This is a genomic window from Sphingopyxis sp. SCN 67-31 (genome assembly GCF_001725095.1).
In genome coordinates this window covers 12,871-34,045 of record NZ_MEFH01000069.1, presented here as the reverse complement: position 1 = coordinate 34,045, position 21,175 = coordinate 12,871, and the positions used below count along the sequence as shown (strand labels likewise).

The following is a 21,175-nucleotide window of genomic DNA, read 5'->3' as shown; positions in this document are numbered from 1 at the left end:
CATCTGGGCCCCGGCTTTCGTCGGGGAACAGCGCCTTGCTTGCCTGAAGGACATATGTGCCGATCGGGTCCGGGGTGGTAATGACGAAGTGCGTCAGTAAACGACCAGCGAATCCTCCGGCCCCAGCCCGGCGAGGAAGCTGACGAGTCCGCCCGCCTGTGCTTGCGACACCAGTTCGCCCGCGGCGGTGCCGGTCAGCGCCAGCCCCGACTGGCAGACGATCAGCGCGACGTCCATCGCGGCCGCTTCCTCGACCATCTGCGCGAGCGTCGGCTGGCCCGCGGCACGGCGCGGCGCGTCGCCGGCGAAATGCACGGGCGCGCGCAGCAGGGCCGCCGCATCGCCCTGCAGGAACAGGCGTGCAGGCCGCCCGAGCGCCGCCGACGCCATCGCCGTTTCGAGCGCGGCATAAAGGCGCCGCGCGTCGTCGGCCGCCACGATGATGCTCAGCCCCGGCATGTCGGGCAATCCGGGTCCTTGGCGACCGCGACCTCGCGCCAGCGCCGGTCGAGCATGTCGACGATCGCCAGTCGGCCGGTCAGCGGCCGTCCCCAGCCGGTCAGCGCGCGCACCGCCTCGAGCGCCGCCATCGTCCCGATCATGCCCGGCAGCGCGCCCATCACGCCCTGCTCGGCGCAGTTGATGCCGGGGCGGTCAGGGTCGTCGCCGACCAGGCAGGCGTAGCAGGGGCTGTCGGCGCGCCATCCCTCATAGAGCGCGACCTGCCCGTCGAACGCCCCGATCGCGGCGCTGAGCAAGGGGATATGCCGCGTGACCGCGGTGCGGTTGACCGCGAGCCGGGTGGCGAAATTGTCGCAGCCGTCGAGGATCAGGCTCGCGCCCGCCAGCAGCGTCTCCGCATTGTCCGCGCCGAGCCGCTCGACCGCCGGCACCGCCTCGACATGCGGGTTGATCCGCCGCGCGGCCCGGGCGGCGCACTCGGCCTTGGGGGCGCCGATGTCGGCGTCGGTGAACAGCGGCTGGCGGTGGAGGTTCGACAGTTCGACATGGTCATGGTCGATGATGGTCAGCCGGCCCACGCCCGCCGCGGCCAGATAGGCGGCGGCGGGGCAGCCGATCCCGCCCGCGCCGATCAGCGCGACATGCGCATCCTTCAGCTTCGCCTGGCCCGCGCCGCCGAACTGCGGCACGATGATCTGGCGCGCGTAGCGGTCGAGTTCGGCGTCGGACAGCAAGAGATCAGTCGCCCGGACGCCGCATCTTCATCGCGGACAGCGACCCGACGTCGCGCGGCTTCGGCTCGTCGCCCGCGGCGCCCGCGATGCCGGTCGACCCGAAGCCGCCCGCGCCGCGCGCGGTCTCGTCGAGCGACTCGACCTCGGCAAAGGCCGCGCGCTGGACGGGGGCCGGGACAAGTTGAGCGATGCGGTCGCCGCGCTTCACCTCGAACGGCTCGTCGGACAGGTTGGCGAGGATCACCTTCACCTCACCGCGATAATCGCTGTCGATCGTTCCCGGCGTGTTGAGGCAGGTGATGCCGTGCTTGAGCGCGAGCCCCGAACGCGGGCGCACCTGCACCTCGTATCCCGCGGGAATCGCCATCGCGAAGCCGGTCGCGACGGCGTGGCGCGTGCTCGGACGCAGCGTCAGCGTCTCGGCGGCGACGACGTCCATCCCCGCCGCGCCCGCGCTGGCATAAGCGGGCAGCGGCAGGCCGCCGCCGTTGGGCAGGCGCTGGATGGCGATCTCAATCGTGGGGAAGGGGAATGCGGGTGTCGAGCTCATCGGCGATCTTTTCCATCAATTTGCGGGCGACCGCCTCCTTGGGCAATCTCTCCCAACTGTCCACGCCGTTCTTGCCGACGATGTGAACGCGGTTCGTCTCGCCGCCCATCGGGTCGGCGGCGACGTCGTTGGCGACGATCCAGTCGCAGCCCTTGCGGGCGAGCTTGGCCTCGGCGTGAGCGATCACGTCGTTGGTCTCCGCCGCGAAGCCGACCAGCAGCGGGGGGCGCCGCGGGCTCGTCGCGAGGCTGGCGAGGATGTCGGGATTCTCGGCCAGTGCGAGCGGCGGAACGCGGCCGCTGCCGTCCTTCTTGATCTTTTGCGCCGAAGTATCGGCGGCGCGCCAGTCGGCGACCGCCGCGACCATGATCGCGGCGTCGGCGGGCAGGCCCGCCTCGACCTCGGCCGCCATCTCGCGCGCGGTCTCGACATCGATGCGAATCACGCCCGGCGGGGTGGGCAGCGGCACCGGCCCCGCGATCAGCAGCACCTCGGCCCCCGCCTCGGCGGCGGCGGCGGCGATCGCGAACCCCTGCTTGCCGCTCGACCGGTTGGCGATGTAGCGCACCGGGTCGATCGGCTCGTGCGTCGGTCCCGCGGTGATCAGGATACGGCGGCCGAACAGCGGACGGTGGTTCGCGGGGGCGAAGTCGGGCTGGCCGTCGATGCCTCCTGTCCCGCCGGCGGGCGAGGAAAGAAGCGCCGCGTCGATGGCTTCCATGATCGCGGCTGGCTCGGGAAGCCGGCCCGGCCCATATTCGCCGCACGCCATCTCGCCCTCGTCGGGATCGAGGATCGTCACCCCGTCGCGGCGCAGCGTTGCGACGTTGCGCTGCGTCGCGGGGTGCAGCCACATGCGCACGTTCATCGCGGGCGCGGCAAGCACCGGCTTGTCGGTGGCGAGCAGCAGCGTCGTCGCCAGATCGTCGGCGACGCCCGTCGCCATCCTGGCCAGCAGATCGGCGGTCGCCGGCGCGACGACGACCAGGTCGGCCTGCCGACTGAGCTGGATATGCCCCATCTCGACCTCGTCCTTCAGGTCGAAGAGGCTGGTATAGACCTTGTCCTCGCTGAGCGCGGCGAGCGTCAGCGGGGTCACGAACTGCTCGCCGGCGCGGGTGAGGACACAGCGCACGCCATGCCCCGCCTTCCGCAGCAGGCGCACGAGTTCGATGCTCTTGTAAGCGGCGATGCCGCCGCCGACGATCAGCAGGATGCGCTTCGCGGCCATCGTTCAATATCCCGTCAGAAGTACGTCGAGTGCGCCGACGATGGTAAAATGCTCGCTCTCCAGATTGGCCACCGGCCGCTGAAGCCGCTCGCGCGGTATGGCGAAGATCAACTGGGTCGCCATGACCAGTCGTGCGCCGTTTATGGCAAAGACGGGGTTGAGACGCGGCACCGGGTCGAATCCAGCGACAGGCATAAGCGGAACGACGACACGCGTGACCAGATCATCGAGCAGATCGCTTTGGCAATCGAGCAGGAAACCCAATCCTCGCGACCCCGGATAGACATCGTAGCGTGCCATCAAAACTGCCGATATTGGTCATACGGCATGCCATTTTCGCGGATATAGTCGTTCCAGCTTTCGATTGCGGCGCGATTCTCTTCCTTCCACGCGGCTTCGCGCGCCTTCTTCACCTCGGCGGCGAGTCCGGTCTGGCACGCTTCGCTGACATTGATTCCCAGCCGCCTGGCCTCTTCGACCAGCTCGGCGCTCAGCGACACGTTGGTGGCTTTCTTGGGGCCTTCGAAGCGCGCGGGCCGATTCATCGCCATCTCCTTTGCGCATAAGATATGCGCATATCGGACCTGCTTCAACCCAGCCAGTGCAGCGCGCCCGCGCCCACCGCCGCGCCCGCCAGCGCGGTCAGCGCGTAGCGCCAGCCGACGCGCTTGCCGTTCCGTTCCCACATCAGCGGAATGTCGGGCAGCGGCGGGGCGGGCGGGGCGGCGCCCTTGCGCGGAAGCTGGTCGTCGAGACGGCGGATGATGTCGGGGATCAGCGCCAGCGTCCGGCCCTGTTCGCGGATGCCGTCGGCCAGCGCCGCCTCCGGCCCCAGCTCGTCGCGGATCCATTCCTTCACGAAGGGGCCGGAGACGTCCCACATGTTGATTTTGGGATCGAGCATCGTCGCGACGCCCTCGACCATCACCATCGTCTTTTGGAGCAACAGCAGGTGCGGCTGCGTCTGCATGTCGAAATCGCGCGTGATCGCGAACAGCCCGTCGAGCATCTGCCCGACCGACAGCTCGCTCACCGGCTTGCCGCGCATCGGCTCGCCCACCGCGCGCAGGGCCGTCGCGAACTCCTCGACGCTGTGATAGGCGGGCACATATTGCGCCTCGAAATGGATTTCGGCGACGCGGCGGTAATTGCCCGTGGTCAGCCCATAGAGGATTTCGGCGAGCCAGTAGCGCGCCTGGCGGTTGATCCGCCCCATGATGCCGAAATCGACCGCGGCGATCGTCCCGTCCGCCTTCACGAACAAATTGCCCTGGTGCATGTCGGCGTGGAAGAAACCCTCGGCGATCGCCTGGCGCAGGAAGGCGTGGACGAGATTCGCGGCCAGCGCCTCCATATCGTGCCCGGCGGCGATCAGGGCGTCGCGGTGCGAAATCTTGATGCCGTCGATCCAGTCGAGCGTCATCACGCGCGTCGCCGTGCGGTCCCAGTCGATCGCCGGCACCTGATAGGTCGGCACCGCCGCCATCGCGTCGGCGAGTTCGGACGCCGACGCCGCCTCGCGCCGCAGGTCGAGTTCGCGCAGCGTCCAGCGGCGGAAATTGGCGATCACCTGTCGCGGGCGCAGCCGCGCCGCTTCGCCCCCGAATGCCTCGAGATGCGCGGCCGCCCATTCATAGGTTTCGATATCGCGCGCGAACTGCTTGTCGATGCCGGGGCGGCGGACCTTGACCGCGACCTGGCGGCCGTCGATGGTCACCGCCCGGTGCACCTGCGCGATCGAGGCCGATCCGACCGGATCGGGATCGAATTCGGAATAAAGGCTGTCCAGCGGCGCCTCGAACGCCGTCTCGATCTCGCGGCGGATCGCGTCGAAGCCGACCGGCGCCAGCGCGTCCTGAAGCGTCAGCAGGTTGCGCGCCGCCTCTTCGCCGACGAGGTCGGGGCGTGTCGCGAGCGTCTGCCCCAGCTTGACCGCGGCGGGGCCGATCGCCTGGAAGGCGGCGGCATAGTCGGGCACCTTCGGCTGGATCGTGCCGAGCCGTGCGATGCGGCAAAGACGTTTGACGCCGGCCGGCGTCGTCGGCGCACTCTCGATTCCGCGCAGCGCGCCGTGGCGCGCCAGGATGCGCCCCCATTTGAGCAGGCGCAGGATATGGGTGACGGGGCGGGTCATTATCTGTTCCCCTCCCGCTTGCGGGAGGGGTCAGGGGAGGGGATGTCGAGGTCGCGCGCTGTGAAACAGGCCCTCCCTCGACCCCTCCCGCAAGCGGGAGGGGAGAAAGTTGGCCCGCTTCTCACGCCTTCCACCCGCTGTGGATCGCGACGAGGCCGCCGAGGATCGGTTCGACCTTCACCGCGGTAAAGCCCGCATCGCGAATCATCTGCGCGAAGGCGGGCATCGGCGGAAAGCGGCGAATCGATTCGATCAGATAGCGATAGCTGTCTTCGTCGTCGGCGATCAGCTTGCCGAGCCGCGGCACCAGATGGTGCGAATAGGCGTCATAGGCCTGCGCGAAGCCCGGCCATTCGTTGGTCGAGAATTCGAGGCAGAAGAAGCGCCCGCCATAGCGCAGCACGCGGTGCGCCTCGGCGAGCGCGGCGGGAATGTCGGTGACGTTGCGGATGCCGAAGGCGATCGTATAGGCGTCGAAGAAGCGGTCGGGAAAGGACAGGCTTTCGGCGTTCTGCTCGCTCCATACGAGGCTGTCGATGCCGCGCGCCGCCGCGCGCTCCATGCCGACGGCCAGCATATCGGGATTGATGTCGGCGACGGTGATGCTGGCGCCCGACGGCTCCATGCGAAAGGCGATGTCGCCGGTACCCCCCGCCATGTCGAGGATCGCCTCGCCGGCGCGCGGCTTGACGCGGCGCACGAAGCGGTCCTTCCACAACCGGTGGAGACCGCCTGACATCGCGTCGTTCATGATGTCGTATTTGCGCGCGACGCGGCTGAACACCTCGCCGACCATTGCGGTCTTCCGGCCCGCTGGAACCTGTTCGTAACCGAAGCTGACGGTGTCGGGCGTAGCCATGGAGTCGCGCCTTTGCGGGATGGGGGAGAGAAGTCTGACCGGCCTTTAGCCGGGCCTTGCCGCCCGCGCAAATGCCAGTTACCGCGCGGAGGAAATGCCCGAACTTCCCGAAGTCGAAACCACCGTCCGCGGTCTGGCGCCCTTCCTCGAAGGGCAGCGGCTGTCGACGGTGACGACCTTTCGTCCCGACCTGCGCCGCCCCTTCCCGGCCGACCTCGCGCAGCGGCTGACCGGCGCGACGGTGACGGGGCTGTCGCGGCGCGCCAAATACGGCATCGTGTCGACCGATCGCGACGACCACATGATCTTCCATCTCGGCATGTCCGGACGCTGGCGCACCGAGGGCGGCGAGGCGGGCAAGCACGACCATCTGCTCCTCGAAACCGGTGCGGGGCAGCGGTTGTTCCTTCACGATCCGCGCCGGTTCGGTTCGGTCGACCTGGTGGCGGGCGACCCGCTGACGCGCTTTCCGGCCTTCGTCACGCTGGGCCCGGAACCGCTGTCCGACGCGTTTGACGCCGCTTATCTCGCCAAGGCGCTCGCGGGGCGCCGGGCGCCGATCAAGGCGATGCTGCTCGACCAGACGGTCGTCGCCGGGCTCGGCAACATCTATGTCTGCGAGGCGCTCAACATGGCGCGGATCGCGCCGACGCGCGCCGCGGCCGACGTACCCAAGGCGAAGCTCGCCGCGCTCGTGCCCGCGATCAAGGCGGTGCTCCTCGCCGCCATCGCGGCGGGCGGCTCGACGCTGCGCGATTTCCTGAGCCCCGAAGGCGATCTCGGTTATTTCGCGAAGGACTGGCGCGTCTATGGGCGCGAGGGCGAGCGATGCGAATGCGGCGGCACGATCGCGCGCATCGTGCAGAGCGGCCGGTCGACCTTTCATTGCCCGAAATGCCAGCGCTGATGCGGTCTTTTCCCGCGAAGAGCATTGACCGGGGCGCCCTTCATGGCTATGGGCGCACCCTTCGAGCAGGGTCCGGTCTTCCGGAACCGGCCGCATCCGGACATTGATTCGCCGCACCCGCGCGATTCGGCTGCTCCGCTTTCGGCTGTGCTCCGACCGTTGAACCGATTGGAAGTTTGAGGAATTTATGGCCAATACGCCGCAGGCAAAGAAGCGCATCCGCCGGAACCAGGCGCGCGCCAGCGTCAACAAGAACCGCGTTTCGCGCATCCGCACGCTGGTGAAGAAGGTCGAAGCCGCCGTCGCTGCGGGCGACAAGGACGCGGCTCAGGCTGCGCTCAAGGTGGCGCAGCCCGAAATGGCGCGCGGCGTCGCCAAGGGCGTGCTGCACAAGAACACGGTCGCGCGCAAATATTCGCGCCTGACCAAGAGCGTGAACGCGATCGCCTGATCCGATGTCCCGAAAGGGGACAAGAGGGCCCGCCGGATATCCTCCGGCGGGCTCTTTTTTGTGCCCGCGATCATGACGCGTCGATGACTATGCTGTTGCATCGCGGTAAGTCGCGGATTTGCCGCGATTCGTTGCCGACGCCCCGTTGGCGACTGTCTATGATACTGAAAAATATGAAAAAAACAGGCATTTGACGATTTTCCGAGGGGTCCGGTGAGTCAAGGTTTTTATTTCAGTATTTTTACAGGCCGCGCCCTTGATCGACTCGCCCGAGCCTGACTAGACAAGGGCGTCGCTGGCCATCGCCGACGGCCGTCACTCGACATGATTCGATTCCCCTTCGGGCCGCGCGCCCGGGGTCGGATGCATGCGCCCGGCTGGAAACGCCGGGTCGGGACGGACAGGCGCGGCGGCGGACGGGGGCGACCGGAACTCAAAGGGGGCGGGACGGCGTGACAGGGAGTGGCGATCGGCATGACGGCAATGCGGACCTTGGAGCGATGAGCGGCGATGCCGCGGCGCTCTGGCCGCGCGTTGCCGAAGGGTTGCGCCGCGATCTGGGCGCCCGCACCTTCGACCATTGGCTGAAGCCCGTGCGCTTCGCCGATTACTGCACCCTGTCGGCGGTCGTCACGCTCGAAACCGCGAGCCGCTTTTCGGCCAACTGGATCAACGACCGCTTCGGCGAGCGGCTGCTGCTGGCATGGCGCCAGTATCTGCCGGCGGTGCGCAGCGTCACCGTGCGCGGCGGCGCGGCGGCGAGCGATCGCGCCGCGACGCTGGCGACCGCCCCGCTTCCCGCCTTCGACGCGGCGCCGGTCCCGGACGCGCAGACCGCGCCGTCGCCGTTCGACGCGCGGCTGTGCTTCGACCGCTTCGTGGTGGCGCGCAGCAATATCCTCGCCGCCAACGCCGCGCGGCGCATGGCGATGGCCGAGGCGCCGCAGTTCAATCCGCTCTATCTCTGCTCGGGCACCGGGCAGGGCAAGACGCACCTGCTGCACGCGATCGCACGGGCCTATGCGGCGATCCGGCCGACCGCGAACATCATCCTGATGTCGGCGGAAAAGTTCATGCTCGAATTCGTCGGCGCGATGCGCGGCGGCGACATGATGGCGTTCAAGGCGCGGCTGCGCGCCGCCGACCTGCTGCTGCTCGACGATCTGCAGTTCGTGATCGGCAAGAATTCGACGCAGGAAGAACTGCTGCACACGATCGACGACCTGATGTGCTCGGGCAAGCGGCTCGTCGTCACCGCCGACCGCCCGCCGGCGATGCTCGACGGGGTCGAGGCGCGCCTGCTGTCGCGCCTGTCGGGCGGGCTGGTCGCCGACATCGAGGCGCCCGAGGACGACCTGCGCGAGCGGATCATCCGCCAGCGGCTCGCCGCGATGCCGATGGTCGCGGTGCCCGACGACGTCGTCGCCTATCTGGTCCGCCATTTCACGCGCAACATCCGCGAGCTCGAGGGCGCGCTCAACAAGCTGCTCGCCTATGCCGCGCTGACCGGCGTCGATGTCGATCTCGCGCTTGCCGAGGACCGGCTGGCGGAGAATGTGCGCAGCGCCCGGCCGCGAATCACGATCGACGAAATCCAGCGCGCGGTCTGCGCGCACTACCGGCTCGACAAGGCGGAGATGGCGTCTAAGCGCCGGGTGCGGGCGATCGCGCGTCCGCGCCAGGTCGCCATGTATCTGGCGAAGGAACTGACGCCGCGCTCCTATCCCGAGATCGGGCGCCGCTTCGGCGGGCGCGACCACTCCACGGTGATCCACGCGGTGCGCACGGTCGAGGCGCTGCGCGTCACCGACAGCGAACTCGACGCCGAGATCGCGGCGATCCGGCGCAGCCTCAACAATTAGGCTTTTCCCTTTCCGGCGCGGCGCGCGCCGGAGAATGACGGGGGTCGCGTGCGCTTACCGCTTTTCGGGCGGGGCCACCGTGATGCGGACCCGCTCGCCCGAATTGCCGGGGAAGCCGGTGAACATCGCCTCGACGAGATTCGGTACCAGCTGCTGAAGATCGTTGCTGCGCGATTGCGCCTGCGCGTGACCTTCGAACAGGCGATGGCCGTCGGCCGCGCGGTCGATCTGCAGGTCGAGGCCGCTGGTGTAGACGGTATAGCTCTGAACGTCGTTATAGCCCCAGCCGGGCCCGAAACCGCCCCAATACCAAGGGTCGTACCAGCCGTGGACATAGCGCCGGCCGTTGGGGCCGCGGATCACCATCGGGCGATAGAAGCCGCGGTTGAACCCGTAGCCGCCATACCAGGGATCGCCGAAACCGGGGCTCGACACGACGCGTTCGCGGCCCTTGTCGATGCCATAGTCCATGCGGACGACGAGGTCCGCCTTCTCGCCCGGTGCGGCGGGGCGATAGCCGTAGCGGGTCAGTTCGCCGGCAACGAGGCCGGCGTACTGGCTGAACTCGATGCCGCCCTGCAGCGCCGGATTGGCCGCCTCGATGGCGAAGCTCTGCCCCTGCGGCGCCGGAAGCTGCGTCTGGAAGCGCGCGACGTCGGCGCGAAACGGGGTCGCGCAGCCGGCGAGCGCCAGCGCCGCCCCTGTCATGGCAGCGAGACCCAGCCGCCGGAGATTCGTCTTGCTCATTGTCATGCTCCGTATTCGGTGCGCGGATGACTCCACGCTTTACCCCATGACTATGCCGATGCGACTTAACCTTGGTTGAACCCGGCTCGCTGCGATTTCGTTCCGACAAATCCCCGGAATTTACCGGCAAAGCCCCAACACATGATATGTGGCGTCGAGCGTCGGCTTTGCAAGGGCGCGCGCCTTTGCCGCGCCGCGCTCGAGAATCGCGTCGAGCGCCGCGACATCGTCCCTGAGCGCGACGAAGCGCGCGTTGATCGGCGCGAGCTTTTCGACCAGCAGTTCGCCAAGCGCGGGCTTGAAGGCGCCGAAGCCCTGGCCGCCGAAATCGCGCAGCACGGCGTCGACGCCGACGTCGGCCAGCGTCGCATAGATGCCGACGAGGTTGCGGGCCTCCGCCCGCCCTTCCAGCCCCGCCGCCTCGGACGGCAGCGGCTCGGGATCGGTCTTCGCCTTCTTCACCTTCTGCATCATCGCGTCGGCATCGTCGGTCAGGTTGATCCGGCTCATGTCCGAAGGGTCGGATTTCGACATCTTCGCGCTGCCGTCGCGCAGGCTCATGATCCGCGCGGCATCGGCGGGGATGATCGGTTCGGGCAGGGTGAAGACCGGCGCCTCCTCGCTGGCATAATCATTGTTGAACTTCTGCGCGATATCGCGCGCCAGTTCGAGATGCTGCTTCTGGTCCTCGCCGACCGGGACGTGCGTCGCCTGATAGAGCAGCACGTCGGCCGCCTGGAGCACCGGATAGGTGTAGAGCGCCGCCGAGGCGCTTTCGCGATTCTTGCCCGACTTGTCCTTGAACTGCGTCATCCGGTTGAGCCAGCCGAGCCGCGCGGTCCCGTTGAGCAGCCATTGGAGTTCGGCATGCGCGGGAACGCGCGCCTGGTTGAACAGGGTCGAGCGGTCGGGGTCGATCCCGCAGGCGACGAGCGCCGCAGTCATCGCGCGCGTGTTCGCGGTGAGTTCGGCGGGTACGTGCGGCATCGAGATCGCGTGGAGGTCGGCGAGGAAGAAGAGGCAGTCGCCCCCCTGTGCCGCCGCGTCGTCCTGCATCCGCACCCAGTTGCGGATCGCGCCCAGATAGTTGCCGAGGTGCAAATTTCCGGTGGGCTGGATGCCCGAAACGATCCGCATGTCCTATTCCTTCGTGGTCGCCGCTCCAGTGCGGCGGCGCCGCGTCAACATGGCGAGCAGCTCCTTGTCAAGCGCGCCGACCAGGAAAGCGGCGGCGAAGAAGACCGCTCCGCCGGCGACGACGAGCGCGCTCAGCGACCAGACGCGCTCGAACGCGCTGCCCGCATAATAAGGCGCGAGGCGCGGCATCATCCACCACAGCAGCGCCGCCATCGCCGCGACCGCGACGATCTGGCGCGCGATCCGGCTTGCAAGCCGCGCGGTGAAATGGAACCAGCCGCGCCGGTGGAGGACGATGTAGAGGAGCAGGCAGTTGAGGCTGGCCGAGGCCGCGGTCGCACCCGCCAGCCCGACGATGCCGAAACGGCGCACGACATAGAGGTTGATCGCGATGTTGACGATCAGCGAGGCGAGTGCGGTCCATACCGGCGTCCGCGTATCCTCGCGCGCGAAGAAGCCGGGGTTCAATATCTTGACGATGACATAGGCGGGCAGGCCGGCGACGAGCGCGACGACGATGTTCGCCATGATCGCCCCGTCGGCATCGGTGAACTTGCCGCCGACGAAGAAGGCGGCGGTGAAGGCCGGCGCGCAGATGGCGAGCGCGGCGGCGGCGGGCAGGGTGAGCAGCGTCGCCATCTCGAAGGCGTTGCTTTGCAGGCGCTGCGCCTCTGCCGCGTCGCCCGCATGGATGTGGCGCGCGAGCATCGGCAGGATCGCGGTGCCGAGCGCGATGCCGACGATGCCGAGCGGCATCTGGTTGAGCCGGTCGGCGAGCTTGAGCAGCGTGAGCGAACCCTGCGGGAGCGAGGTGGCGAAGAATGTGTCGACGAACTGGCTGATCTGATAGATGCCGGCGCCGAAGGTCGCGGGCAGGATCAGCATGCCGAGCCGCCGCACCTCGGGCGTCAGCTTCGGCAGCCGCAGGTGCAGGCGCAAGCCGGCGCGCCGCACCGCCCACCACAGATAGGCGAATTGCGCGAGCCCCGCGACGCTGACCGATATGGCGAGAGCGAGCGCCACGATGCGGTCGTCGCCGCTGTCGCCGCGCAGTTTCCAGCCGATAATGATCCCGGCGATCAGCACGATGTTGAGCAGCACCGGCGCGAAGGCCCCCGGCGCAAAGCGCGCGCGCGCGTTGAGCACCCCCGACAGCATCGCGACGAGGCTGATGAAACCGAGATAGGGGAAGGTGATGCGGCTCAGCAGCACCGCGAGCTCGAATTTTCCGGGCACGTCCTGATAGTCGCGCGCGAGAATCCAGACGATGGCCGGCATCGCGATCATCGCGACCGCCGAAAAGACCAGCAGCACCCACAGGAACACCGCGAGCACGTCGTCGGCGAAGCGCGCCGCCGCACCCTCTCCGCCGCCCTCGCTCTCGCTGCCGTGCAGCGCGCGGCTGTACATCGGCACGAAGGCGACCGAGAAGGCGCCCTCGGCGAACAGGCGGCGGAAGGTGTTGGGCAGGGTGAAGGCGAGCTGATAGGCGTCGGCCGCGAGCCCGGCGCCGAGCACGCGCGCGAGCAGCATGTCGCGCACGAAGCCGAAGATGCGGCTGACCAGCGTCAGCCCGCCGATCGTCCCGACGCTGCGGACGAGGCTGCTCATCCTGAAACCCCCTTCCCGTCAGGGAAGAGGTCGAGGCGATTGACCGCGTCGCGCAAGGTCGAGGGTCGCACCCCGCCGCGCCCCGTTGGTCGGGTCAGGCCTGACCGACCGGCGTGGGGATGTCGCCCTGGCCCTCGGCCTGCGCCTGGGCCTGTTGCAGGAACAGGCCGTGGAAATCGATCGGTTCGAGCAGCAGCGGCGGGAAACCGCCGTCGCGCACCGCATCGGCGACCACGCGGCGCGCGAAGGGGAAGAGGATGCGCGGCGCTTCGGCGAGGAAGAAGGGCTGGAGCTGGTCCTCGGGGACGTTGCGCACCCCGAACAGGCCGGCATATTTGAGCTCGATGACGAAGGCGGTTCCCTCGTCGGCCTTCGAGGTGACGTCGATCTTCAGCGTCACTTCGAACAGATTCTCGCCGACGCCGTCGGCGCCGATGTTGAACTGGACGTCGATCTGCGGCGCGGCCTGCCACTGATAGACCGCAGGCGCGTTCGGATTCTCGAACGACAGATCCTTCACATATTGCGAGATCAGACCGATCGCCGGGCTGTTGTCCTCGCCGTTGGGCAGGGTTTCGGGGGTGAAGTCGCTGCTGGTCTCGTCGGCCATGTCCAAAATGCCTTCATTCTCTGGTCGGGAAGGGTCCGGTCCCCTGTCCCGGGGGGCAGGCGGCGGACGGTTGCCGGGCGCTTAGCAGCGGCGGGCGGCGAGCACAATGGGCGCCGGACCGGCTTTTGCGGCGGGCGAATCGTTGACCTGCCGCGCGGCTGCGGCCATGGAGATTTGAAACATGGCGGCGTATCGCCTATGTTGGAATCGAGACTTTCCTCACCGTCCGCATCGGATATCTGCCTGTGACCGCTTTTTCGATCGTCCTGCTCGCCATGATCGCCGCCTTTCTGGGCATGCGGCTCTATTCGGTCCTCGGCAAGCGCACGGGGCATGAACAGGAGCCGGTGCTGCCGCGCCGCGACGAGCGCACGGCGCGTGCACCCGTGCGCCTCGACGAAAGCGACGCGCAGTCCGCACCGCAGCCGGGCGCGCCGGCGACCTCGGGCCTCGTCTACGAACCCGCGGCCGAAGCGGGGCTGCGCGCGCTGCTCGCCGCCGATCGGAATTTCGACGCCGGGCGCTTCATGGAGGGCGCCGAGGCGGCGTATCGCATGATCCTCGAGGCCTATTGGGCGGGCGACCGCGACACGCTGCGCGACCTGTGCGACGATGACAGCTACGAGGCCTTCGTCGCGGCGATCGATGCGCGCGCGGCGCGCGGCGAAACGCTGGAGAACCGCCTGATCGGCATCGATTCGGCGAAGATCACCGCGGTCGAGATGAACCGCAGCGAGGCGCGCATCACGGTGCGCTATCAGGCCGACATCAGCGCCATCACGCGCGACGCCGACGGGCGGATGATCGCCGGATCGATGAGCGACGCGGCGCAGACGAACGATCTGTGGACCTTCCGCCGCGCGATCGGTGCCAGCGATCCCAACTGGCTGCTCGACGAAGCCGAGGCGGCCTGATCCGCATGCCGCGTGGCGGGCGGGGGGCAGGCGACGGGGCGGCTGCCGTCCGGACCGCCGTGCGTGCGAAGCGTGGGAAAAGCCATCGACCGAGGGTATCGCCTATCGGCCGCTATGCGTTGTTCGCCGCGCTGCCGCTGCTGTCGGCCTGCGCGTCGGTGATCCCCGAGGCCGGCGGCGCACGCCCCGGCACCGCGCCGCCATCCGCTCCGCCGACAGCGCAACAGCCGCCGCCCGCGCCGAGCGGGCCGACGCGCCCCTATCAGCCGCGCCCGTCGACGCCCCCCGGCGCCGCCGCGAAGCCGATCCCCGCGACGCCGCGTGCGCCGCTCGCCGCGCCGGCGGTGCCGGCGACCGCGACAACCGCCGCCGAGGCGGGCGTCGTGCTGGGCCCCGAATATACCGAACTGGGCATCGCGCACGACCAGGCGACCGCCGCGCTCAAGGCCTTCCGCCTGAGCTGCCCCTCGGTGCAGCGCCGTGCCGACGCGAGCGGCCTCACGCAGAATGGCGAATGGACCGAAAGCTGCCAGGCCGCCGCGGGCTGGCCCGACCGCGACGCCGGCAATTTCTTCAGCCGCTATTTCGGCACCGTGCAGGTCGGCGCGGGCACCGCCTTCGTCACCGGCTATTTCGAGCCCGAGATCGCGGCATCGCGCGACCGGCGTCCGGGCTATGACGTGCCGATCTATCGCCGCCCGCCCGATCTGGTCGACGTCGATCTCGGCCTCTTTTCCGACGCGCTGCAGGGAAGGAAGATCCGCGGCCGCGTCGACGGCAACGCCTTCGTTCCCTATCACGACCGCACGGCGATCGAGCGCGGCGCGCTGGACGGACGCGGGCTCGAAATCGCCTGGGCGGCCGACGCCGCCGAATTCTTCTTCCTGCAGGTGCAGGGATCGGGGCGGCTGCGTCTGCCCGACGGGTCGATCATGCGCATCGGTTACGACAGCCAGAACGGGCGCGACTATGTCGGCATCGGCAAGCTGCTGCTCGATCGCGGCGAGCTTCAGCCGGGGCAGGCTTCGATGCAGGGCATCCTCGATTATCTACGCGCCGATCCGGTGCGCGGCGCCGCGGTGATGAACGAGAATCCGAGCTGGGTCTTCTTTCGCGAACTGACCGGCCCCGGCCCGCTGGGCGCGCTCGGCGTGCCGGTGACGGGGCGCAGCAGCGTCGCCGCCGATCCCAAATATGTGCCGCTCGGCGCCCCCGTCATCCTGTCGCTCGATCGGGCCGAGCCCAATGGGCTGTGGATCGCGCAGGACACCGGCGGCGCGATCAAGGGCGCCAACCGATTCGACAGCTTCTGGGGCGCGGGCGATCAGGCGCGCGCGATCGCGGGCGGCATGGCGGCGCGCGGGTCGGCGCTGATCCTGCTGCCGCGCGCCGCCGTGGCGCGGCTGACCGCGCGGCGCTGACCGCGATGCCGCGGCGGCTCGCCCCGGAGGAAAGCGCGCTCTGGAAAAAGGTCGCCGCGACGGTCGAGCCGCTCCGCAAGCCGGTCCCTTCGCTCGAACCCAAGGCCCCGCCCACCGTCCGGCCACCGAAGCCCGCGCCGCGGAACATCGCGCCGCCGGCCGCGCGGACTCCCTCGCCGTCTCCGCTGCCGCCGTCGCGCCGCACCCACGCCGCGGCGACGCTCGACAGCCATTGGGACCGGCGGCTGCGCAAGGGGCAGGTCCGCCCCGACAGCAGCATCGACCTCCACGGCCATAGCCTCGCCTCGGCGCAGGCGCTGCTCGACACGGCGATCGGCCACGCCTTGCAGCGCGGTGCGCGGGTGCTGCTCGTCGTTGCGGGGCGGATGCGGCCGGGCGCCGACCGCCTGCCGCAGATGCATGGCGGACCGCGCCCGCGCGGCGCGATCCGCGCCTCGCTCGCCGACTGGCTCGCCGCCTCCCCGCACGCCGACCGGATCGTCGCGCTGCGCGCCGCGCATGTCAGCCACGGCGGGGCGGGCGCGGTCTATGTGATCCTGCGCCGGGGGCGCGAGGGATAGAGTCAGGCGCCGAACGCGCGCGTCAATATCCCGCGATAGATGGCGGCGAGCGTGTGCAGGTCCGCGACAGCGACCGCTTCGTCGAGCTTGTGCATCGTCGCGTTGATAAGGCCGAATTCGACCACCGGGCAGAGCGTGTGGAGAAAGCGCGCGTCGGAGGTGCCGCCGGTGGTCGACAGTTCGGGCGTCAGGCCCGTTTCGGCGTGGATCGCGTCGGAAACCAGCGCCGACAGCGCGCCCGGCGGGGTCAGGAAGGCCTCGCCCGAGATCTTGCCGACGACCTTGGCATTCGGTTCGACATCCTGCGCGATGCGCTCGACCATCTGGATCAGTTCGGCGCCGCGCTGCTGGTCGTTGAAGCGGATCGACAGCCTCGCCCGCGCCGAGGCGGGAATGACGTTGGTCGCGCCGTTGCCGACCTCGATATCGGTGAATTCGATGTTCGAGCGCTGGAACCAGCGCGTGCCCTCGTCGAGCGTCACCGTGTCGATGGCGGCGAGGATGCGCACCAGCTTCGGGATCGGATTGTCGGCGAGGTGCGGATAGGCGACGTGCCCCTGCGTCCCCGGCACGTCGATCCAGATGTTGACCGAGCCGCGCCGCCCGATCTTCACCATGTCGCCGAGCCGCTGCATCGAGGTCGGCTCGCCGACGACGATCAGGTCGGGTTTCAGCGCGCGCGCGTCTATATGCTCGATCAGCGCGCGGGTACCGAAGACCGCCGGGCCTTCCTCGTCGCCGGTGACGATCAGGCTGATCGTGCCCGCTTCGGGCGGGGTGGTCGCCGCCGCGGCGACGAAGGCGGCGATCGCTCCCTTCATGTCGACCGCGCCGCGGCCGTAGAGCAGGTCGCCGCGGACCTGCGGGTCGAAGGCGTCGCCGGTCCAGCCGACGCCGGGCGGCACGACGTCGAGATGCCCGGCAAAGCCGAAATGCCGCGGCCCCGCGCTCTTGCGGACGGCGAGCAGATTCTCGACCGGCCCGTCGGGCTCGATCCCGTCGATGAAGCGCTCGACCGTGAAGCCGAGCGGCATGAGCGCCGCTTCGAGCACGTCGAACACGGCGCCGGTGGCGGGGGTCACGCTGGGCGCGGCGATCAGCGCCTTGGCGAGGTCGACGGGGTCGATGGTCATCATCGCCGGCTTTTAACCGTTCGGGCGGAGCGAAGTCGAGACACCAATCGTCGGGGGCACCTTGCCGGGGAGCATCTCGACTTCGCGCGGCGCGGGCGGCAAGAAGGGGGCAGGAGGACCGCCATGCCCAAGCTCGACCTCGACGCGATCCCGCAGACCAACGCGACCGGCTATCCCACGCCCTACGATGCGCCGGTTCAGGGCCGCTGGTATCGCCGCCTCGCGCCGCCTACGGGGCTCACCGATTTCGCCGCGAGCCACGTCGTGCTGAAACCCGGCGCCTGGTCGTCGCAGCGCCACTGGCACGACGGCGAGGACGAGATGCTGGTGATGATCGCCGGCGAGGCGGTGCTCGTCGAGGATGACGGCCGCTGGCCGATGCGGCCGGGCGATATCGCCGTGTGGCCCAAGGGCAGCACCAACGGCCACCACCTGATCAACGAATCGGACGCCGACTGCGTGTTCGTCGCGCTCGGCGGCGGCAAGCGGTGCGACACCGGCGGCGGCTATTCGGACATCGACATGCTGTTCACGCCCGACGGCTATTTCCACAAGGACGGGACGCCCTATCCGACGAAGCGCATCCCCTGATTCGCCGGAGGATCGCGACGGGCGTCAGCCTTCCGCCGGCCCCTCGAACTGTTCGATCACCCAATCCTCGGCCTGCGCGCCGCCGATCCATTCCTGCATGTGCGGGTGGCTGACCACTGCCTGGCAATAGGGAACGGCGAAGCGCGGCAGCGGGATCGAATAGGTGATGAGGCGCGTCACCACCGGCGCGAACATCATGTCGGCCGCCGACCATTCGCCGAACAGATAATCGCCCTCGCCGCCGAAGCGCGCGCGGGCCTCGGCCCAGATCTGCATGATGCGCACGACGTCGGCCTGCACCTCGGGCAGCAGGTCGGCGGAAGGGTAGATGCGGCGGATGTTCATGCTGTGATGGCGGCGCAGCGCCGCGAAGCCCGAGTGCATTTCGGCCGCCATCGACCGCGCCATCGCGCGCGCCGCCCAATCCTCGGGCCAATAGCCGCGCGTGCCGCCGGTCTTTTCATTGAGATAGTCGATGATCGCCAGACTGTCCCAGACGACGATGTCCGCGCCGTCCCACAGGATCGGCACCTTGCCGCCCGACGGCGCGAACTCGTCGCCCTCGCGTCGGTTCGACCAATCCTCGTCATAGAGCGGGACGTTGACCTCCTCGAAGGCGAGGCCGCTCTGCCGCACCGCCAGCCAGCCGCGCAGGCTCCAGCTCGAATAGGCTTTGTTGCCGATGACCAGTTTCATGCGTCACTCTCATTCCCCTCCCGCTTGCGGGAGGGGTTAGGGATGGGGCTAGCCGCAGGCGAGCGGCGGCGGTTGCAGCCTTCATGCCCACCCCCGACCCCTCCCGCAAGCGGGCGGGGGGAATTTATGACTCCACCGCCTCCAGCACCGCGGTGCGCAGGTCGGCGATTCCCATGCCCTTTTCGCTGCTCGTCACGATCACCTCCGGATGCGCGGCGGGGTGTTTGCGCGCCTCGGCCTCGGTCGCGGCGTGGACGGCGGCGAGGTCGCTCGCCTTCACCTTGTCGGCCTTGGTGAGGACGAGGCGATAGCTGACCGCCGCGACGTCGAGCATCGCCAGCACCTCGCGGTCGACGTCCTTGATGCCGTGGCGGCTGTCGATCAGCACCAGCGTGCGCTTGAGCACCGCGCGCCCGCGCAGATAGTCGTTGACCAGGAATCGCCACTTTTTGACCACGTCCTTCGGCGCCTTGGCGAAGCCGTAGCCGGGCATGTCGACGAGGCGGAAGACCAGCGGGCTGCCGACGTCGAAATAGTTGAGTTCCTGCGTCCGCCCCGGCGTCACCGAGGTGCGCGCAAGGCCGTTCCGTCCCGTCAGCGCGTTGAGCAGCGACGACTTGCCGACGTTCGAGCGGCCCGCAAAGGCGATCTCGGGCACGCCCGGCGCCGGCAGATGCTGGAGCGCGGGCGCCGATTTCAGGAAGGCGATTGGGCCCGCGAACAGCTTGCGCGCGCGTTCGCTCCTGTCGTCGGCACCATCCGTCACTTCGCCACCGCGGTCCTGAGCTGCGGGAACTTGCGATACATCCACTGCTGCTGCGCGATCGACAGCACGTTGTTGGTGATCCAGTAGAGCAGCAGCCCCGCCGCGAAGGGCGCCATGATGAACATGAACAGCCACGGCATGATCTTGAACACCTGTTGCTGCACCGGGTCGGTCGCCTGCGGGTTCAGGCGGAACTGCAGGAACATGGTGATGCCCAGCATCAGCGCGAGCGGCCCGAGCGCCAGCAGCGACGGCGGGGTGAAGGGCAGCAGGCCGAACAGGTTCAGGAAATGCAGCGGGTCGGGTGCCGACAGATCCTTGATCCACAGCGCGAAGGGCTGGTGCCGCATCTCGATCGTCAGCATCAGCACCTTGTAGAGCGCGTAGAAGATCGGGATCTGGATGACGATCGGCAGGCAGCCGGCGAGCGGATTGATCTTTTCGTCCTTGTAGAGCTTCATCAGCTCCTGCTGCATCTTCGGCTTGTCGTCCTTGAACCGCTCCTGCAGCGTCTTCATCTTCGGCTGGACGAGGCGCATCTGTGCCATCGAGTGGAACTGGCGCTGCGCGATCGGGAACATCGCGCCGCGGATGATCAGGGTCAGCACCATGATCGCGACGCCGAAATTGCCGATCTGGCGGAACAGCCAGTCGAGCAGCTTGAAGATCGGCACCGCGAAGAATTCGAACCAGCCCCAGTCGATCGCGTTCGACAGGCGGGTGATGCCCTGGTCGTCCTGATAGGCCGACAGCGTCCGCACCTCCTTCGCGCCCGCGAAGATGCGGCTGGTCGTCGAGACCTGTGTGCCGGGGGCGATCTGGCGGAAATCGCGTGCGAACAGGGTCTGGTAATTGTCGGGCGCGGGGGCGCTCATCGACGCGGTGACGCGCTCGCCCTTTGCCGGGATGATCGCGGCGAGCCAATATTTGTCGGTGAAGCCGAGCCACGCCGCCGAATCATACTTGACCGCGCCGTCCTTATCGAGGTCCTTGTAGTCGACGTCGAACACCGACTTGCCGCCCAAATAGCCGGTCGGGCCGACGTGGATCGTCCAGCTGTCCTGTTCGTGCGGGTCGGTCGGCTTGCCGAGGCGGTCGATCAGCGCATAGCTGCTGACCGTCACCGGCGCGGCGCCGGTGTTGGCGATCGTCTGCTTCGCAGTGATCAGATAATTGGCGTCGATGCTGTATTCGATGCGGAAGGTCTGGCCGGTCGGGTTCGCCCAGCTCAGCGTCACCGGCGTCGTCGGGGTCAGCTTCGCGCCCGACGCGGTCCACACGGTTGCGGGGCCGGGAACCTCGATCCCCTGCGCCGACCAGCCGACGCTCGCGAAATAGGCGGCCTTGGTGTTCGCCGGCGCGAACAGGCGCACCGGCGGCGCGTTCTTCTCGATCGTCTGGCGGTAGCGGGTCAGCGTGATGTCGTCGATGCGCGCGCCGACGAGGTTGATCGAACCCGACAGCGCCGGGGTCTCGATCGCCACGCGGTTGTCCGCGGCGAGCGCCGCCTCGACCGGGACGGTCGCCTTGGCGGCGGGCGCGACCTGGGCCGGGGGCGTGGGCAGGCCGCTCGGCTGACCCTGCGGCGTCGCGGCGGGCGCGCCGTTCGCGTCGGCCCCGGCGACCGTGGTGGTCACGTCGGGTTTGGCGGGAGTCGGGAAGAATTTCTCCGCGACGAAGTTCCAGCCCAGCAGGATGGCGACCGACAGTAAAATCGCCGCGATCAGGTTCCGCTTGTCATCCACGCTTTTCGGTCTCTCTTCATCTCAACAAATGTC

The 21,175-nt window shown here is 68.6% G+C and carries 22 protein-coding genes and 1 pseudogene; 7 read left to right on the top strand and 16 right to left on the bottom strand.

Annotation, left to right across the window (positions count from 1 at the left end; genetic code table 11):
- Positions 1-93: 93 nt before the first annotated feature.
- From ABS88_RS14640 to ABS88_RS14605, 8 genes and pseudogenes are all read right to left on the bottom strand, one after another.
- On the bottom strand, positions 94-459 hold the full coding sequence (locus ABS88_RS14640; protein WP_067112067.1) for a DsrE family protein: 366 nt from the start codon (positions 457-459) through the stop codon (positions 94-96).
- Entirely contained in the window at positions 447-1,196 is a 750-nt protein-coding gene (locus ABS88_RS14635; RefSeq protein ID WP_104960267.1) for a HesA/MoeB/ThiF family protein, read from the bottom strand. Before ABS88_RS14635 ends, ABS88_RS14640 begins: the two co-directional genes overlap by 13 nt.
- Before the next feature lie 88 nt (positions 1,197-1,284).
- Positions 1,285-1,746: pseudogene (gene dut, locus ABS88_RS14630) on the bottom strand (dUTP diphosphatase); the annotation flags it as partial.
- On the bottom strand, positions 1,709-2,977 hold the full coding sequence (gene coaBC, locus ABS88_RS14625; RefSeq protein ID WP_076073542.1) for a bifunctional phosphopantothenoylcysteine decarboxylase/phosphopantothenate--cysteine ligase CoaBC: 1,269 nt from the start codon (positions 2,975-2,977) through the stop codon (positions 1,709-1,711). The pseudogene dut and the gene coaBC, both read right to left, overlap by 38 nt.
- Positions 2,978-2,980: 3 nt before the next feature.
- On the bottom strand, positions 2,981-3,277 hold the full coding sequence (locus ABS88_RS14620) for a CcdB family protein (protein ID WP_067112079.1): 297 nt from the start codon (positions 3,275-3,277) through the stop codon (positions 2,981-2,983).
- Positions 3,277-3,522, bottom strand: coding sequence for a type II toxin-antitoxin system CcdA family antitoxin (locus ABS88_RS14615; RefSeq protein ID WP_076077465.1), 246 nt, complete (start codon positions 3,520-3,522; stop codon positions 3,277-3,279). The genes ABS88_RS14620 and ABS88_RS14615 overlap by 1 nt, the downstream gene beginning before the upstream one ends.
- Positions 3,523-3,566: 44 nt before the next feature.
- Positions 3,567-5,111, bottom strand: coding sequence for a 2-polyprenylphenol 6-hydroxylase (gene ubiB, locus ABS88_RS14610; protein ID WP_104960268.1), 1,545 nt, complete (start codon positions 5,109-5,111; stop codon positions 3,567-3,569).
- Between the two features lie 121 nt (positions 5,112-5,232).
- Positions 5,233-5,970, bottom strand: coding sequence for a class I SAM-dependent methyltransferase (locus ABS88_RS14605; protein ID WP_076073546.1), 738 nt, complete (start codon positions 5,968-5,970; stop codon positions 5,233-5,235).
- A 94-nt stretch (positions 5,971-6,064) separates the two neighbouring features.
- Here ABS88_RS14605 and mutM point away from each other — a divergent pair, with 94 nt between their 5' ends.
- The 3 genes from mutM (at position 6,065) to dnaA (ending at position 9,190) form a co-directional block, all read left to right on the top strand.
- Positions 6,065-6,877 carry a bifunctional DNA-formamidopyrimidine glycosylase/DNA-(apurinic or apyrimidinic site) lyase gene (mutM, locus tag ABS88_RS14600; protein WP_212597901.1) on the top strand — a complete coding sequence of 271 codons (813 nt, stop codon included), beginning with the start codon at positions 6,065-6,067 and terminating at the stop codon, positions 6,875-6,877.
- A gap of 187 nt (positions 6,878-7,064) precedes the next feature.
- Complete coding sequence (gene rpsT, locus ABS88_RS14595; RefSeq protein ID WP_067112560.1) at positions 7,065-7,328, top strand: 30S ribosomal protein S20; 264 nt, start codon at positions 7,065-7,067, stop codon at positions 7,326-7,328.
- 500 nt (positions 7,329-7,828) lie between these two features.
- Positions 7,829-9,190 (top strand): chromosomal replication initiator protein DnaA, encoded by a 1,362-nt coding sequence (gene dnaA, locus ABS88_RS14590; RefSeq protein ID WP_083674952.1) that lies wholly within the window; start codon positions 7,829-7,831, stop codon positions 9,188-9,190.
- A gap of 54 nt (positions 9,191-9,244) precedes the next feature.
- Here the strand turns inward: dnaA and ABS88_RS14585 are convergent, their stop codons facing one another.
- The 4 genes from ABS88_RS14585 to secB all read right to left on the bottom strand — a co-directional run bounded on the left by ABS88_RS14585 (position 9,245) and on the right by secB (position 13,295).
- Positions 9,245-9,943, bottom strand: a complete 699-nt coding sequence (locus ABS88_RS14585; RefSeq protein ID WP_076073552.1) for a DUF4136 domain-containing protein — start codon at positions 9,941-9,943, stop codon at positions 9,245-9,247.
- A 114-nt stretch (positions 9,944-10,057) separates the two neighbouring features.
- On the bottom strand, positions 10,058-11,074 hold the full coding sequence (gene trpS / locus ABS88_RS14580; protein ID WP_076073554.1) for a tryptophan--tRNA ligase: 1,017 nt from the start codon (positions 11,072-11,074) through the stop codon (positions 10,058-10,060).
- 3 nt (positions 11,075-11,077) lie between these two features.
- A complete protein-coding gene (murJ, locus tag ABS88_RS14575) occupies positions 11,078-12,685 on the bottom strand; it encodes a murein biosynthesis integral membrane protein MurJ (protein WP_286750042.1) in 1,608 nt (535 codons plus the stop codon).
- 94 nt (positions 12,686-12,779) lie between these two features.
- Positions 12,780-13,295 (bottom strand): protein-export chaperone SecB, encoded by a 516-nt coding sequence (gene secB / locus ABS88_RS14570; protein ID WP_067112542.1) that lies wholly within the window; start codon positions 13,293-13,295, stop codon positions 12,780-12,782.
- Between the two features lie 245 nt (positions 13,296-13,540).
- On the opposite strand from secB, the gene ABS88_RS14565 reads away from it, so the two are divergent.
- The 3 genes from ABS88_RS14565 (at position 13,541) to ABS88_RS14555 (ending at position 16,211) form a co-directional block, all read left to right on the top strand.
- Entirely contained in the window at positions 13,541-14,209 is a 669-nt protein-coding gene (locus ABS88_RS14565; protein WP_082797202.1) for a Tim44/TimA family putative adaptor protein, read from the top strand.
- Positions 14,210-14,328: 119 nt separating this feature from the next.
- Entirely contained in the window at positions 14,329-15,630 is a 1,302-nt protein-coding gene (gene mltA, locus ABS88_RS14560; protein ID WP_324787696.1) for a murein transglycosylase A, read from the top strand.
- A 5-nt stretch (positions 15,631-15,635) separates the two neighbouring features.
- Positions 15,636-16,211 (top strand): Smr/MutS family protein, encoded by a 576-nt coding sequence (locus ABS88_RS14555; protein WP_076073558.1) that lies wholly within the window; start codon positions 15,636-15,638, stop codon positions 16,209-16,211.
- Between the two features lie 2 nt (positions 16,212-16,213).
- Here ABS88_RS14555 and dapE read toward each other — a convergent pair whose 3' ends face one another.
- Positions 16,214-17,347 carry a succinyl-diaminopimelate desuccinylase gene (dapE, locus tag ABS88_RS14550; RefSeq protein ID WP_420894030.1) on the bottom strand — a complete coding sequence of 378 codons (1,134 nt, stop codon included), beginning with the start codon at positions 17,345-17,347 and terminating at the stop codon, positions 16,214-16,216.
- 120 nt (positions 17,348-17,467) lie between these two features.
- Between dapE and ABS88_RS14545 the strand changes: the two genes are divergently transcribed.
- Positions 17,468-17,935, top strand: coding sequence for a cupin domain-containing protein (locus tag ABS88_RS14545; protein WP_067112537.1), 468 nt, complete (start codon positions 17,468-17,470; stop codon positions 17,933-17,935).
- Between the two features lie 24 nt (positions 17,936-17,959).
- Here ABS88_RS14545 and ABS88_RS14540 read toward each other — a convergent pair whose 3' ends face one another.
- The 3 genes from ABS88_RS14540 to yidC form a co-directional block, all read right to left on the bottom strand.
- Entirely contained in the window at positions 17,960-18,631 is a 672-nt protein-coding gene (locus ABS88_RS14540) for a glutathione S-transferase family protein (RefSeq protein WP_067112534.1), read from the bottom strand.
- Between the two features lie 124 nt (positions 18,632-18,755).
- Entirely contained in the window at positions 18,756-19,397 is a 642-nt protein-coding gene (gene yihA, locus ABS88_RS14535) for a ribosome biogenesis GTP-binding protein YihA/YsxC (protein ID WP_067110590.1), read from the bottom strand.
- Positions 19,394-21,142, bottom strand: coding sequence for a membrane protein insertase YidC (gene yidC, locus ABS88_RS14530; protein ID WP_076073560.1), 1,749 nt, complete (start codon positions 21,140-21,142; stop codon positions 19,394-19,396). The genes yihA and yidC overlap by 4 nt, the downstream gene beginning before the upstream one ends.
- Between the last annotated feature and the right edge of the window lie 33 nt (positions 21,143-21,175).